Below are 14,811 nucleotides of genomic sequence, written 5' to 3'. Positions count from 1 at the left end.
TCGTAACTTCTAATCGTTAATTCACTGATAAATTCTTAGTTTGTCGTCTCATTTAATGTATGCATCTGTGCATGAATCTTATTCTTTAAAGCTTTCGAAAAATTAGGATCCGTGATTCCAATGACTTTACGGAAGTCTTTCCCTAAAGCATGACCAAGCTCATCGCTCTGTCCTTTTTGAACCCACTCTATTCCATAAAACTTGCATTTATCCGTTACTTTTTTAAACGTATTTCCACCGATATCCTCTGCTAATATAACGAAATGAACTTTTTTACTTTGGATAGCTCCAACGACTAACTGTTCACCTGTTATAACTGCTCCGGCGCTAAATGCTAATCCTAAAAAATTTAACCATTGCCGATTATTCATCGTCTTCACCTATTTCACTTGTTTTTGAGCCTGTTTAGCCAATTCCTCATAAATAGATTCAGGAACTTCAACTTCTAAATGACGGCTTAAAACATTTTTTTTACGAGCAAGCGCTACAACTTCCTCCGTTAAGTGAAGGTAAACACCACGACCATTTTTTTTACCTGTCGTATCAACCGATACCTCACCATCTGTTCCACGAACAATACGAATTAATTCCTTCTTTGGCTTTTTCTCACCTGTAATCACACATTTACGCATCGGGATTTTTCTTTGTTTCATTCCATGACCTCCTTGCGTGACCTTTTCCTATAATTCAATATCTAAATTAGCAGCCTCTGATTCCGGTTTAATATCAATTTTCCATCCTGTTAATTGGGCAGCAAGTCGAGCATTTTGACCGCGTTTTCCAATCGCTAAAGATAATTGATTATCTGGAACTAACACCGTTGTCGCTTTTCTTGATTCATCTACAACAACCTTTGTTACTTGTGCTGGGCTTAACGCATTAGCAACTAATACTTCTGGATCTTTTGAGTAGTGAATAATATCAATTTTCTCTCCGTTTAACTCGTCAACAATGTTTTGAACACGTTGTCCTGATGGTCCAACGCAAGCTCCAACCGGATCCACATTTGGGTCCTCAGAGAAGACACAAATTTTTGTACGGTCCCCTGCATCACGAGCAACTGACATAATTTCAACCGTTCCATCATAAATTTCAGGAACTTCTAACTCAAATAAACGTTTAATTAAATTAGGATCTTTACGTGAAACGTAAACAACAGGTCCTTTATTTTTTGATTCGATTTTACTAATATAAACTTTAATACGTGAATTAGGTTTAATCTCATCTGGATTCATAATTTCACGCATTGGAAGTAAGGCTTCAATTTTTCCTAAGTCAACAAACACATGTTTTCCATCATCTTTTACGACAATCCCAGTTACAATCTCACCTTCGCGATCTTTAAACTCTTGAAGTAAGTTATCGCGTTCTGCTTGGCGAATACGTTGTTTCACCACTTGTTTAGCCGTTTGCGTTGCAATACGTCCAAAATCTTTTGGCGTTACCTCAAAGTTGATAATATCTCCTTCTTCGTAATGAGGATTAATTCTCATCGCTTCTGAAAGGCTAATTTGTTCTTGCGGACGTGTGACGTCTTCTGTTACTGTTTTTTGTTGATATAATTTAACAGTTCCTGTGTGTTCATTAATTTCGACTTTAACATTTGTCGCTTGATTAAAATTTTTCTTATATGCACTAATTAAAGCATGTTCAAAAGCCTCGATAATAATATCTTTTGAAATACCTTTTTCTTTTTCTAATAATTCAAGAGCAGCAAAAAACTCTTTCGTATTCATTCTGATATATCCTCCTTAAAACTTAATTGCAAGTCGAACCTTAGATGCCATGTCATAAGGAATTTCAACTATTTTTTTACGTGTTTTAACCATGATTTCTAATTGCATGATTTCGTCTTCAAAATTTGTTAAATATCCTTCAAATTCTTTTTGACCATCAATCGCTTTATATGTTCTTACATTAATATAAGATCCTAGGGCACCCTTCACCGCCTCTTGCGTCTTTAACGGACGCTCAGCACCCGGTGATGAAACCTCTAATACATACTCACCTTCTATATAATCCTGTTGATCTAATTGTTGACTTAATGCCTCAGCAACGTCTGCGCACTGATCGATATCAATTCCCTCTGGTGTATCTACATACACGCGAAGAAAAAACGACTGCCCTTCTTTTACATATTCGACATCCACAAGTTCAACACCCGCCGCTTCACAAATCGGTTGAACCAACATTTCTGTTTGAGCTACGATATTTGACATTAGGATTTCACCTCTTTCAAACATTTTAACCATAATACAAAAGAGTGGGAAACCCCACTCTTTCTCGAAATACTATGTGAAATTATTGTAACACACTTTCATCCATGAGTAAAGGCATTGATGAATAATTATCTTTTTCGAGGAAGGAAGACGAAGGTCTTTCCTCCTTATTATTGACGAAAATGATACATTATAATACTTCCCGCAATCGAAACATTTAAAGATTCAATATTTTCACTCATTTCAATAAAAATATTTTGATGCGTTAACTCTAATAATTCCGTTTGCACGCCACTTCCCTCATTTCCTAACATAAAGGCCATTCGTGGAAATTCCTCGATGGTTGAAAGCGGAGATCCGTGATAAAGGCTTGTTCCAAAAACATGGATTCCTTGTTCCATCAGTCTTTTAATATAGTCCGATAACGAATGAGATTCTATGGCCAAGGTAAAAATGGCACCCTGTGTTGATCGAATCACTTTTTCATTATAAACATCGACACAACCCTCACCTAAGATAACCCCATCAAAACCGAAGGCAACCGCACTTCTTAATAACGTTCCTAAATTTCCTGGATCTTGAACACGGTCTAGGAGTAATAATCGGTTCATTTCTGTTACGGGCTTTTGTTTCATCTCACAAACGGCCATCACCGATTGAGGTGCCTGAGTAGATGCCAATTGGATAAATAAACTCTCTTTTAATTGGTACACCGTACACTCGTGAGGTTGAATTGAATCAGGCAACTGACTATGTTCCCTTATAATGATCTCCTTTACCACTTTTGCTTTTAGGGCCTCTAAAACTAAATGTTCCCCTTCAACAATAAATTGATTGAATTGGGAACGATATTTCTTCTGTTTTAATTTCATCCATCGTTTTACATTTGAATTATTACTTGATTCGATTAGCATTTAATCACCTATTATTTATAGAATTCCTTTTTCATACACTATTTTACACTATTCGTCCCTATCTTTTTAACCTTTTATCCAGATTATTTTAGACATTTATCCGATTTATCAAGACATTCTTGTGAAGTTAAATGAACTATTTCTTCATCTTTTTCAAGTGAACGAGATAAAAAAATAAAAAAAATTATTTTTTCGTGTATCTTTTTGTCGATAGTGCACAAATTATGATTGTCAGGAGGTGATAAACATGGCAAACCAATCAAGCAAAAATAAATTAGTGGTTCCTGGTGCAAAAGATGCCGTCAACCAAATGAAAGCCGAAATTGCAAACGAATTCGGTGTTCAACTTGGAGCTGATGCAACTGCTCGTCAAAACGGTTCAGTTGGTGGTGAAATCACTAAACGTCTCGTTAAACAAGCACAACAACAATTCAGCCAAGAATAGAATTTAACGTCATTCTTTAAGTAAAAAATGGCTCTGATTAAGTAGTATTTATCCTCTATTTCTTAAGTTTTATACAAAATGTTAGGTTAGGAGGTTATCATCATGGCAACACGTAATAAATTAGTGGTTCCTGGTGCTCAAAATGCAATTGATCAAATGAAAGCCGAAATTGCTAAAGAACTTGGTGTAAACTTTGGCCGTCATGCAACAGCTAAAGAAAATGGTGCAGTTGGTGGCGAAATTACTAAACGTTTAATTGCAAAGGCTAAACAAAGTTTAACTAAATAATTCCATTTTTCCGATTTAGAGTTGTAACAGCGTTTAAAAATTACATTTTCCCTTAATGGTATGTCAGGAGGTTATTTATATGTCAACACGTAATAAATTAGTGGTTCCTGGTGCTCAAAATGCAATTGATCAAATGAAAGCTGAGATTGCTAAAGAATTCGGTGTAAATTTAGGCCCTGATACTTCTTCACGCCAAAATGGTTCTGTCGGTGGAGAAATTACAAAACGCTTAGTTAAACAAGCTCAACAACAATTAAGCGGTAACTCTCAAGAGTAATCTAGTTTAGTTATTCATACGATTTATTTAAATACGGGTAGCAGGGTGCCAGTTCAAAGACATCTGTCATAAAATAATCGGCACTCGCTACTTTATAAGGAGGTCATTCAAATGGCTAGTCAATCAAAAAATAAATTAGTAGTGCCTGGAGCAAAAAATGCAATCGATCAAATGAAATATGAGATTGCGAGTGAACAAGGTGTTCAATTAGGTGCCGATGCAACAGCTCGCCAAAACGGTTCTGTTGGTGGAGAAATTACTAAACGTTTAGTTAAACAAGCCCAACAACAATTAGGGGCTCAAAGCCAAGAATAATAAAAGAACCTTATCCTTATACATGTATCAGTAGATGAAGTTAATGAGGGTCTTCTCACTCATAAAGAATCCCCTCCCCCGACTAGAAGAAAGGACTTCTCCTTCTTCTAGTCTATAAAAAATGATGACTTTCATCCTAATAAAAATGTGAGGGATAACTATGACAACTAATCCGCCTACTATGTAGATTCTTTCCAAACAACTACACTTTATATTTATAAATGAGGTGTTCCCATTGGAGTCTTTGAGCTTTAAGTTAACCGATTTCTATTAACTTCCGTTAGTAAATGAGGTGTTTCCGTTGGAGTCTTTAAGCTTTAAGTTAACCGATTTCTATTAACTTCTGTTAGTAAATGAGGTGTTCCCGTTGGAGTCTTTAAGCTTTAAGTTAACCGATTTCTATTAACTTCTGTTAGTAAATGAGGTGTTCCCGTTGGAGTCTTTAAGCTTTAAGTTAACCGATATTTCTATTAACTTCCGTTAGTAAATGAGGTGTTCCCATTGGAGTCTTTAAGCTTTAAGTTGACCGATTTCTATTAACTTCTGTTAGTAAATGAGGTGTTCCCGTTGGAGTCTTTAAGCTTTAAGTTAACCGATTTCTATTAACTTCTGTTAGTAAATGAGGTGTTCCCATTGGAGTCTTTAAGCTTTAAGTTAACCGATTTCTATTAACTTCTGTTAGTAAATGAGGTGTTCCCGTTGGACTGGTTTAACTTTAAATCTATCCGAATCTACCATAGTAAAAGTAGCACAGCATGCTGTGCTACTTTTTTTGTTTCTTAGGAGAGGGCTCCTTATCAGAAAAAGACGATCTCCCTAATACGAAAATCGTCTGTCTCCTTCTTTAAAAAATATTTTTTCTCAGTCATTAAAAGTCTAATCAAAGAATCATAGCTTTTATAACTTTCATTTTCTTAAGACATTCTTACCGGTTTTGATACATGACTTACATGGTCCAATGACAAGTTATTCATGCTGACTCTCTTCTCATCTTGCCTATCAACTTGTTACCTCCATTATACTACCTTTATTTCCCTAATTGTGTTTTTTGTGTGATACATCCTTGTTTTTGAATTAATTTGTTTAAAAAAGGATATTTATGTCTCTTAAAATTAAAATCATTTTATACCGCCAAGCAATGAAATGAACTGAAGGCGCGTTGTCCCTCTTAAAAATAAATAGTGAAGTCTGACTCGCAAACAACATTTATCGTTTACCATTGATTGAAATTATAAATCAAACACACCTTGCGTCCTCTTTCATTGATTAATTCCCTCTGTAATGACTCACTCTCCCACATAAAAAGGCGATCCACCCTAAGGTAGACCGCCTTTTTTGTCAGAGTAAGTATGCGAAATTTAAAATAAAAAACTTATTTTGCTTCTCCATAGAAAGCATTTAAATATAATTGTTTGATATCTTGAATTAATGGATAGCGAGGATTTGCTGCTGTACATTGATCATCAAATGCTTCTACAGCTAAGCTATCAAGTGATGCTAAGAATTCCTCTTCTGATACATTACATTCTGAAATGCTTGCCGGAATATTAATTTCTTGTTTTAATTCGTTAATTTTACGAATTAAAGCTTCTACTTTTTCTTCATCCGTATTTCCTGTTAATCCTAGATAATCTGCTGCTTTTGCATAACGCTCAATTGCTTGAGGTGTTTCATATTGTGGGAATGTTCCTTGTTTAAATGGTGCATCTGTCGCGTTATATTTAATGACTTCATTAATAAGTAAGGCATTCGCAATTCCATGAGGAATATGGAATCTTGCTCCTAATTTATGTGCCATTGAGTGACATAATCCTAACATTGCATTAGAAAATGCCATTCCCGCCATACATGAAGCATTGGCCATTCTTTCTTTTGCCACCTTCGCCTCAGCTCCTCCATGGTAAGACTCTGGAAGATATTCAAAAACTAATTTTGCAGACTCGAGTGATAATGGAATTGTGTATTCCGTTGCAACAGTCGCTACTAAAGATTCAAGAGCATGTGTTAAAACATCAATCCCTGAAGCTGCACATAACCCTTTTGGCATTGATAACATTAAAGCTGGGTCAACAATGGCCATCGTTGGTGTTAATTCATAATCCGCTAATGGATACTTAATTCCTGTTTCATCATCCGTAATAACGGCAAATGGCGTAACCTCTGATCCAGTCCCTGCTGATGTTGCAATACATACAAGGCTAGATTTTTGTCCCATTTTAGGGAAACGATAAATACGTTTGCGAACATCCATGAAACGCATCGCTAAATCAGCAAAATCTGTTTGTGGGTGCTCATATAAAACCCACATAATTTTAGCGGCATCCATCGCAGATCCTCCACCTAGGGCAATGATTACATCTGGTTGGAAATTAGCCATTGCTTCGGCACCTTTTTTAGCATCTGATAATAATGGATCTGGGTGAACATCAGTAAACATCGTGTATTGAATATTATAACGATCTAACTCATCTGTCACATGTTTCGTATATCCTAAATCAAATAATACTTTATCCGTTACGATGAATGCTCGTTTTTTCCCATCAAATTTTAAATCTTCTAATGCTACTGGTAAGCATCCAAATTTATAGTAAACTTTTGCTGGCACTTTAAACCAAAGCATATTTTCTCTCCTTTTAGCCACTGTCTTAATATTAATTAAATGTTGCGGACCAACGTTTTCTGATACTGAGTTATTTCCCCAAGACCCACAACCTAATGTTAATGATGGGGCTAAAGCAAAGTTGAAGATATCTCCAATTCCTCCGTGTGCCGTCGGTTGATTAATTAAAACAGTTGTTGTACGCATACGTAACATCATTGCTTCAATATCTGCTTTCGCACGTAATTCATCCGCATAAATAGCCGATGTATGTCCTAATCCACTATGGTTCACTAATGTTTCGGCCATTTCTACTGCTTCTTCATGATTTGAAGATTTGTACATTGCTAAAACAACAGACAATTTTTCATGAGCAAAAGGTTCTTCTAAAGAGGTATCCGTTACTTCACCAACTAAGATTTTAGTATCCTTTGGAACTTCAAATCCAGCTAATTCAGCAATTTTATAAGCAGGTTGTCCTACAATTTTAGCATTTAATGCCCCATTGATAATAATCGTACGACGAACGGCATCTAATTGTTCATCATTTAAAATTAATGCCCCACGTTTTTTAAGTTCCGATTTAACACCTTCATAAATTGCCTCATCGACAATAATTGATTGCTCAGATGCGCAAATCACACCGTAATCGAATGTCTTTGAAAGTAGTAAAGAGTTTACTGCCATTGGAACATTACATGTTTTATGGAAAATAACTGGTGTATTTCCTGCACCTACTCCAATAGCTGGCGTTCCTGAAGAGTAAGCTGATTTTACCATTCCTGGACCACCTGTTGCTAAAATTAGATCCACTTCGCGCATTACTGTATTTGTTAATTCAATACTTGGCGCATCAATCCATGCGATTAATCCTTTTGGAGCCCCCGCTGCCTCAATTGTTTCACGAATCACTTGAGCCGTATAATTCGTACAATTTTTTGCACGAGGATGGGCTGAAATAACAATCGCGTTACGCGTTTTAATCGCCATTAAACATTTAAAACATGCTGTTGACGTTGGATTTGTTGTCGGGATGACTGCACCAATTACCCCCACTGGTTCAGCAATTTTTTGAATTCCAAATGATAAGTCCTCTGATAACACTCCACACGTTTTTACATCACGATACTTATTATAGATGTACTCAGATGCATAGTGATTCTTAATGATCTTATCCTCAACTAACCCCATTCCTGTTTCTTCAACTGCCATTTGTGCTAACGGAATGCGCAAATTATTGATTGCCATTGCCGCCTTGTAAAATAATTCGTCTACTTGTTCTTGTGTAAATGTTGCAAACTCACGTTGAGCAGCTCTCATCGTTTCAAGAGTTGACATTAATTCCTCAACATTTGTAATTCTATTTGTCATTCCGACTCCTCCTCAAAATTGTGAATAGATTCACTTTGATTCCTCTTAAGTATACTACATTGTGAATTATTTGTCTAACAAAAACGTGATTAAATTATATTTTTTTCACAAATTAGTAATAATTAGACACTTAGCTTATTACTATACTCCTTCCATTTTACACTAGAAGAACCTAGCTCAACTTGTTTTTCGTCCGACACTTCATGACTCATTTCCCCTCTTTATTCGCTCCCTCTGTTTAGGTCCTTATTATCCTCTCTTAATGGATAGCTAACCTTATCGCTTTTAAGTAGGTCTCATCATCCTGTAAGAGGCGAGTCATTCTTAAGACGATACTCCCTTTCCATACACGTTCAACTCGTTATGAACGTCCAGCAGCAAATAAAAAAGGCAAGTCGGAATCCACTCACCTCGTGGATTCTGACTTGCCCGTCTACTCACTCGTATTAAATGAATTTGTCTGCCCTTTTAAAATAAATCATTCAGTGCACATGCTGTATTATCTTCAAGTTCAATCATTTCTCCTGCACTCACTGTAATGATTTCTGTTTGATCAATACATTGTTGAACAAGAGAGTCAAAATCAAAGTTTTGTTCAAATTCCACACACTTTTCAAGCGATGGATTTGTCGCCGGATGTTCAGGAACAAAGACCGTACAACAATCTTCATATGGACGAATTGAGATATCATAAGTATCGATTTTTTTCGCAATTTCGATAATTTCATTTTTATCAAGGGTGGCCACTGGACGAATAATCGGCATATTAGTAACGGCATTAATCGCATACATGCTCGCTAACGTTTGAGACGCTACCTGTCCTAAACTTTCTCCATTGGCTAAAACTAAAATTTCACGTTTTTTAGCAATTCCTTCAGCAATACGATACATCATACGGCGCATAACCGTCATCGTATAACTGCTCGGAATATTCTCGTAAATCGCGGTTTGTAATTGCGTAAATGGAACAATATGTACATCAATACGTCCTTCAGGCGCATAATGTGCATTTTTTTCCATTAAGTCAAGAACTTTTTGCTTTGAACGAATAGATGTATAAGGTGGAGAAGCAAAGTGAATGGCCTCTACTTCAACCCCGCGTTTTTGCATTAAATAACCGGCAACAGGACTATCAATTCCTCCTGAAATCATGAGAAGACCTTTCCCGCTAATTCCTACTGGGAACCCACCTAATCCTTTAATATGTTCCGCCATAATAAATGTTCCTTCGCGACGAACCTCTACAAAAACAGTCATATCAGGATGATGCACATCAACACTTAGATGAGACGTATTAATAAGAAGATGAGCACCAACTGCACGTGAAATTTCACCTGATTGCATCGGAAATTGCTTATCTGAACGTTTAGTTTCAACCTTGAACGTTGTTTTAACAGCTGGTTGCTCATTAATGATCTCTAAAGCTAATGCTTTAATCGCATCAATATCATTTTCACAACGCGCCGTCAAACTGTATGATTGTAATCCGAATACTTTATCTAGTTGCTCCGTCACAAGGTCAGGATTTGTCCCATTTAAAATAATATAAAAGCGATCACGAGTCACTTCATACTTTAATTGCTTCAAATCACTTAATTTACGTCTAATTATTTTATGTAAGGCATTTTTAAAATACTTACGGTTTTTCCCTTTAATCGATAATTCACCATAACGGACTAAAATACGATCATAAATCATTTCATCATTTCCTTCCTCGTCTAAAACTATGATTTTGCTAAGATGATTAATATTTTAATTGAGCGATGACTACTTTTAAAGCTTTAATTAACTGATCGACATCTTCTTTAGTAGAACGATCAGAGAAACTAACTCGCACACTTTCTAAGGCGATGTCTTCACCAATTCCTAGTGCCATCAAAATTCTTGAGGCAGCCGCCGATTTTGAAGAACAAGCGGACTTCGCAGAGATATACACGTCGTATTCCTCAAGCGCATGGACTAACGTTTCCCCTTTAATTGGAACTGCGGCAAAATTAATGATATAAGGGGTCTGTTCTTCACGGTTACTATTGATGACAACACCGTCTATTTTTTCTAATTCTTGTATCGCGTAGTCAAAAAGACTTTTAACATGACGATAATTACTATCTAGTGGCTCAATCACTAATCGTAATGCTTTGGCTAAAGAAACGGCTCCAGCAACGTTAATCGTTCCTGAACGAAGGCCATACATTTGATGCCCACCTGTAATTTCTGGAGCTAGATTTAAATATTGATTCATAATCAAAGCCCCACACCCTTTAACACCGTGAAACTTATGAGCAGACAATGATAATAAGTCAATATTCATTTTATCTATATCCACAGGAATTTTCCCAATACTTTGAACAGCATCCACATGAAACTTAACTTTTGGATACTTTTTAAGTAATTGCCCAATTTCATAAATAGGGAGGATCATTCCCATTTCATTATTGACATGCATACATGAAATTAAAATCGTATCTTCACAAATCGCCTCTTGAATTTGTTGAAGGATCCCCTCCTTCGTTGCCGTAACGTCAATATAAGTAACTCGGAACCCTTCTTGCTCTAATTCCTCAATCGTTTCATGAACTGATGCGTGCTCAATAGGAGTGGTAATAATATGGTTCCCACGTTTTTTGTAAGCATGACAAAACCCACGAATCGCTAAGTTGTTACTTTCTGTTGCTCCAGAATTGAAAATAACCTTATGATTTTTGGCGTTTAAAAGCGTTAGAACTTGTTTTTCTGCTTGAATAAGAAGTTGTTCGGCTCTCGCCCCAAACGCATGTAATGAACTCGGATTTCCCCAAAAATTTTCATTAACTTTTACAAAGGCTTTTAATACTTCTGGATCGACAGGAGTTGTTGCACTATTATCTAAATAAATCATTTTGATTCTCCTTCCGACATAAACATCTCAGAACCATTTTAAACTTTTTAACTCGGATGAATTCTTTTTTAAATGAGACGAATTCAATAACCTCTTCACGTGCTACCTTATTGTTTCGACATTATACCACATAACGCATATAATCTCAAATCGCAATATTTTCTGAGTTTATGACATACAAAATGGTTGTTTTATGATCTGCTTACACTATAAAATATGAAATTCGACGTAAAAATGTCAAAAAAATTACGATTCACCTGATATAAAAAGGCATGGTTGGTCTCTTACTATTATAATATGCATCTGTAAAAAATTCACTTCACTTATTGCATTGAAATCATTATTTTTTTCCTTTTAAATTCAAGTGAATGCTTAGAGAAGGACCTTTTACTAATAAAAACTACCCGTCAAACGGGTAGTTTTCTCCAGGGCTATAAGCCCTGATTACCGGCTAGCGTCTCAAGGCGCTAGCTTTCACTTTGTTCAAGCTACTTGCCATTGCCACCTTTGCTCACCCCTAAAGGAGTGTTCGTTCTACTGGCTACCCCTTAAAGGGGTCTTCATATTCTTTTACACTTAATTTATCCATCGCAATATCATGCTTTTCCTGATCCTGAATATATTTCCTTATCGTTGCCTCATTTAGGCCAACCGTACTGACATAATATCCTTCTGCCCAAAAATGCCGATTTCCAAATTTGTATTTCAAATTTGCATGTTTATCAAACATCATCAATGCACTCTTTCCTTTCAAATATCCCATAAAACTAGATACACTCATTTTAGGTGGAATACTTACTAACATATGTACATGATCTGGCATTAAATGCCCTTCAATAATTTCAACTCCTTTATAGGCACAAAGTTGTTTTAAAATATCTCTTATACTTGTTTTATATTGATTATATATTATTTTTCGTCTATACTTAGGAGTAAACACAATATGGTATTTGCACATCCATTTTGTGTGCGATAAACTATTTGTTTGATTCGCCATAAAAATCACCTTCTCTTCTAAAATAGTAGCTTGAACAACTCTATTATAGGAAAAAAGGTGATTTTTTAATGGAGTTATAAACTTTTATTCGCCACCCGCATAGCGGGTGGTTTTATGTTTCACACGCTTTGCGTGTTCAACAGACTAAAGTCTCTAATAAAAAGAAAAACTATCTACTCGTTAACGAACGACATAGATAGTTTTCCCCCTAAACCAATCCCATTTTTACTTGTTGTTTAAATTGTTTAAATGTTATTTCAAAGGATGCTCCCTCAACCTCTTTTAATAACTCATACATTTTTTTTATAACTGTGGCATAATTTCCTTGACGAAATTGATCCTCTGCAATGGTCAAATCCACGACGTACATTCCCTCACGCTCGATATATCGATGACCATAAATCATTAATCGTTCCGCAAGTTGTGCCTCTAAAACCTCTGTCTCTACACGCGTTGAAAGCTCATCAATCGATGCCTGAACAAGCGTCAATTGTTTATCAATTTCCGCAATATTAATCGGAAGACGACCGATCGTATCAAAAAGCAATTGAACAGAAAAATTCGCTCGTTTAATTAGCTCTACTGTTTCTTCATTCTCAATTGGAAAACGAACTTGATGATACATCCCTTTTAACTGATTAAACGTCTTTAACAACATTAACGCTTTTTGACGACATTCCTTTTCCCCTGCATAAAGTCCTTCAATCTCACCATCAAATAATCGTAATTGCTCTTTTAATTCAATGCCTTGTTGCCCCATTGATGTGAGTTCTCGAACAAGTGTTGAATTAGCCGTTTGATTTTCCTCTATTCGACCCAGTAAATAAGTAAACTCATTATTTACAATTTTCAGCTCATTTAAAAGTAAATTAAATTGTTGCTCTTCCTCCTCTGGAAGACGATAATTATCCTTTATATTTTCGTAACGAGCGTTTAATGTTTCTCCTTGCTCCTTAATCTGTTGCATGGTCACCTTCATCTTCATGACCATTTCTTTGATCGTCGTTTGAAGATCGTACTCTTTTTTCATAAATTCAATCATTTGCTTTGCATTATCATGAATCTCTAATAACGTCGCTTCAATTCTTTCAAAATCAAAACGTTTAATCCACTGAGGAATCTCTTCTAACTGACCATGATAATAAGAGATCGTTTCTTTTATCTGTAAATGCTTGAGGTAAACTCCAGATGAAATAATCGTTTCATAACTTTTTAATACTTCTCTTAATAAAGGTTTTAACTCATTTGTCAATGTTTCCTTGTAAAGAGGCGCCCGTTCAAACATATAAGTAATTGTTTCGATATGTGATTTAATTAATTCTAATGTTTCATCTGCCAAATCGTAGTTGCAATCATCCATACATTCATTAAATTTCAAAAAGAAAACTTCAACATCTTTAAATAAGGTCTTCATTTCTTCTTTAAAATCAGAGTATTTTTCCTCTTCCGTTTCATAGCGAAATTTAAGTTGTTCAAAAGAATCTTTTAAAGCGATGACATTTGAACGATTACGCTCTTCTGATTTCTTTAACGCTTTAATTTCTTCAATTAATTGTTCAACTTCTTCTTTTAATCCATCAAGCGTTTGTTGTAACTCCATTAATTGCTCATCGGCTTCTGAGAAGCTTTTATCTGCAACGAGTTCCTCCGTATAAATAATTTGTTCGGTTACCATAATAAAATCTGACTCTAATTTTCCCCAACGACGTTCCCATTGTTGAACCAATTTGACAATTCGCTCACTCTTTTTAGTACTGCGAAGCTTAGCTAATTCAAATGGAACGGTCTGATTAGAAATCTCATGTTTCATATAATCTAAATCATCAATTTTCGCATAATATTGCTTCTTCTTTGAGACAATAATGACTGAATAAATTAATACAATGGCCAATATAACAATCATTAGGATCAAAATAAGTAATTTAAAATCTATCATAGTATCCTCCCACCATGTTTTATAAATGAGTTATTGTTAAATAATCATATCATAATTTGATAAAAAATCCTATGCTTTCTACGGTTTTCTACTGACTTTTTAAGAAACGACACTGATCATTAACCTCTCATTTTTTTCTTTTCTAAATGAAGAAAATGATTGCTTTTCTTATCCTATCCAACCCCTATAGGTCGACTCATCCTCGGTCTCTTCACTTCTTATATTAGACCCGAAGATAGAAAACTTTCACGAAATACCCAAAACGAGAGGGATTTGGAAAACACAATCTCCATCTTGAAGACATTAAAACACATTTATAGCAACACTTTCTGCAACTAATTGTCGAAACCATTCAAATTGATAGAATTTATGATGAAATTTTTAGAAATTGTTTAGAACTTTGATTTTTTGTTGACAATAATATTGAATCTTGATATTATACTGGAGTGCGTTGATGAAAGGCAGCTTTTTATCTAACTGTGATGATTAGATTAAACCTCAATATTCCCTTTAAAGGAATTGATGGCATATCGTATAACCTTTTGGCTGCAAAGGCGAGGATATGGGATTTT

The 14,811-nt window shown here is 35.5% G+C and carries 14 protein-coding genes; 4 read left to right on the top strand and 10 right to left on the bottom strand.

Annotated features, from left to right (window positions below; genetic code table 11):
• Positions 1 to 35: 35 nt before the first annotated feature.
• The 5 genes from AACH31_RS03550 to AACH31_RS03530 form a co-directional block, all read right to left on the bottom strand.
• The gene (locus AACH31_RS03550) at positions 36 to 371 is read right to left on the bottom strand and encodes a L7Ae/L30e/S12e/Gadd45 family ribosomal protein (protein ID WP_161832359.1); all 336 of its coding nucleotides are present in this window, start codon (positions 369 to 371) and stop codon (positions 36 to 38) included.
• 9 nt (positions 372 to 380) lie between these two features.
• Entirely contained in the window at positions 381 to 653 is a 273-nt protein-coding gene (gene rnpM, locus AACH31_RS03545; protein ID WP_161832360.1) for an RNase P modulator RnpM, read from the bottom strand.
• 27 nt (positions 654 to 680) lie between these two features.
• The gene (gene nusA, locus AACH31_RS03540) at positions 681 to 1,736 is read right to left on the bottom strand and encodes a transcription termination factor NusA (RefSeq protein ID WP_161832361.1); all 1,056 of its coding nucleotides are present in this window, start codon (positions 1,734 to 1,736) and stop codon (positions 681 to 683) included.
• 15 nt (positions 1,737 to 1,751) lie between these two features.
• Positions 1,752 to 2,219, bottom strand: coding sequence for a ribosome maturation factor RimP (rimP, locus tag AACH31_RS03535; protein WP_161832362.1), 468 nt, complete (start codon positions 2,217 to 2,219; stop codon positions 1,752 to 1,754).
• 170 nt (positions 2,220 to 2,389) lie between these two features.
• Positions 2,390 to 3,133 (bottom strand): TrmH family RNA methyltransferase, encoded by a 744-nt coding sequence (locus AACH31_RS03530; RefSeq protein ID WP_161832363.1) that lies wholly within the window; start codon positions 3,131 to 3,133, stop codon positions 2,390 to 2,392.
• Positions 3,134 to 3,380: 247 nt separating this feature from the next.
• Between AACH31_RS03530 and AACH31_RS03525 the strand changes: the two genes are divergently transcribed.
• The 4 genes from AACH31_RS03525 to AACH31_RS03510 all read left to right on the top strand — a co-directional run bounded on the left by AACH31_RS03525 (position 3,381) and on the right by AACH31_RS03510 (position 4,458).
• Entirely contained in the window at positions 3,381 to 3,578 is a 198-nt protein-coding gene (locus AACH31_RS03525; RefSeq protein WP_161832364.1) for an alpha/beta-type small acid-soluble spore protein, read from the top strand.
• 102 nt (positions 3,579 to 3,680) lie between these two features.
• Positions 3,681 to 3,866 carry an alpha/beta-type small acid-soluble spore protein gene (locus AACH31_RS03520; protein ID WP_161832365.1) on the top strand — a complete coding sequence of 62 codons (186 nt, stop codon included), beginning with the start codon at positions 3,681 to 3,683 and terminating at the stop codon, positions 3,864 to 3,866.
• Between the two features lie 79 nt (positions 3,867 to 3,945).
• A complete protein-coding gene (locus tag AACH31_RS03515; RefSeq protein WP_161832366.1) occupies positions 3,946 to 4,143 on the top strand; it encodes an alpha/beta-type small acid-soluble spore protein in 198 nt (65 codons plus the stop codon).
• 111 nt (positions 4,144 to 4,254) lie between these two features.
• Positions 4,255 to 4,458 carry an alpha/beta-type small acid-soluble spore protein gene (locus tag AACH31_RS03510; protein WP_161832367.1) on the top strand — a complete coding sequence of 68 codons (204 nt, stop codon included), beginning with the start codon at positions 4,255 to 4,257 and terminating at the stop codon, positions 4,456 to 4,458.
• 1,372 nt (positions 4,459 to 5,830) lie between these two features.
• Here the strand turns inward: AACH31_RS03510 and adhE are convergent.
• The 5 genes from adhE to AACH31_RS03485 all read right to left on the bottom strand — a co-directional run bounded on the left by adhE (position 5,831) and on the right by AACH31_RS03485 (position 14,239).
• Entirely contained in the window at positions 5,831 to 8,428 is a 2,598-nt protein-coding gene (adhE, locus tag AACH31_RS03505) for a bifunctional acetaldehyde-CoA/alcohol dehydrogenase (protein WP_161832836.1), read from the bottom strand.
• A gap of 468 nt (positions 8,429 to 8,896) precedes the next feature.
• Positions 8,897 to 10,126, bottom strand: coding sequence for a tRNA uracil 4-sulfurtransferase ThiI (thiI, locus tag AACH31_RS03500; RefSeq protein ID WP_161832837.1), 1,230 nt, complete (start codon positions 10,124 to 10,126; stop codon positions 8,897 to 8,899).
• A gap of 46 nt (positions 10,127 to 10,172) precedes the next feature.
• Positions 10,173 to 11,306 carry a cysteine desulfurase family protein gene (locus tag AACH31_RS03495; RefSeq protein WP_161832838.1) on the bottom strand — a complete coding sequence of 378 codons (1,134 nt, stop codon included), beginning with the start codon at positions 11,304 to 11,306 and terminating at the stop codon, positions 10,173 to 10,175.
• 541 nt (positions 11,307 to 11,847) lie between these two features.
• Complete coding sequence (tnpA, locus tag AACH31_RS03490) at positions 11,848 to 12,303, bottom strand: IS200/IS605 family transposase (RefSeq protein WP_161832950.1); 456 nt, start codon at positions 12,301 to 12,303, stop codon at positions 11,848 to 11,850.
• Positions 12,304 to 12,511: 208 nt separating this feature from the next.
• Complete coding sequence (locus AACH31_RS03485) at positions 12,512 to 14,239, bottom strand: septation ring formation regulator EzrA (protein ID WP_161831974.1); 1,728 nt, start codon at positions 14,237 to 14,239, stop codon at positions 12,512 to 12,514.
• Positions 14,240 to 14,811 lie beyond the last annotated feature (572 nt).

The organism is Turicibacter faecis (assembly GCF_037076425.1).
In the GTDB taxonomy this organism is placed as follows: Bacteria; Bacillota_I; Bacilli_A; order MOL361; family Turicibacteraceae; genus Turicibacter; species Turicibacter faecis.
This window is presented reverse-complemented; position numbering and strand designations above follow the sequence as displayed.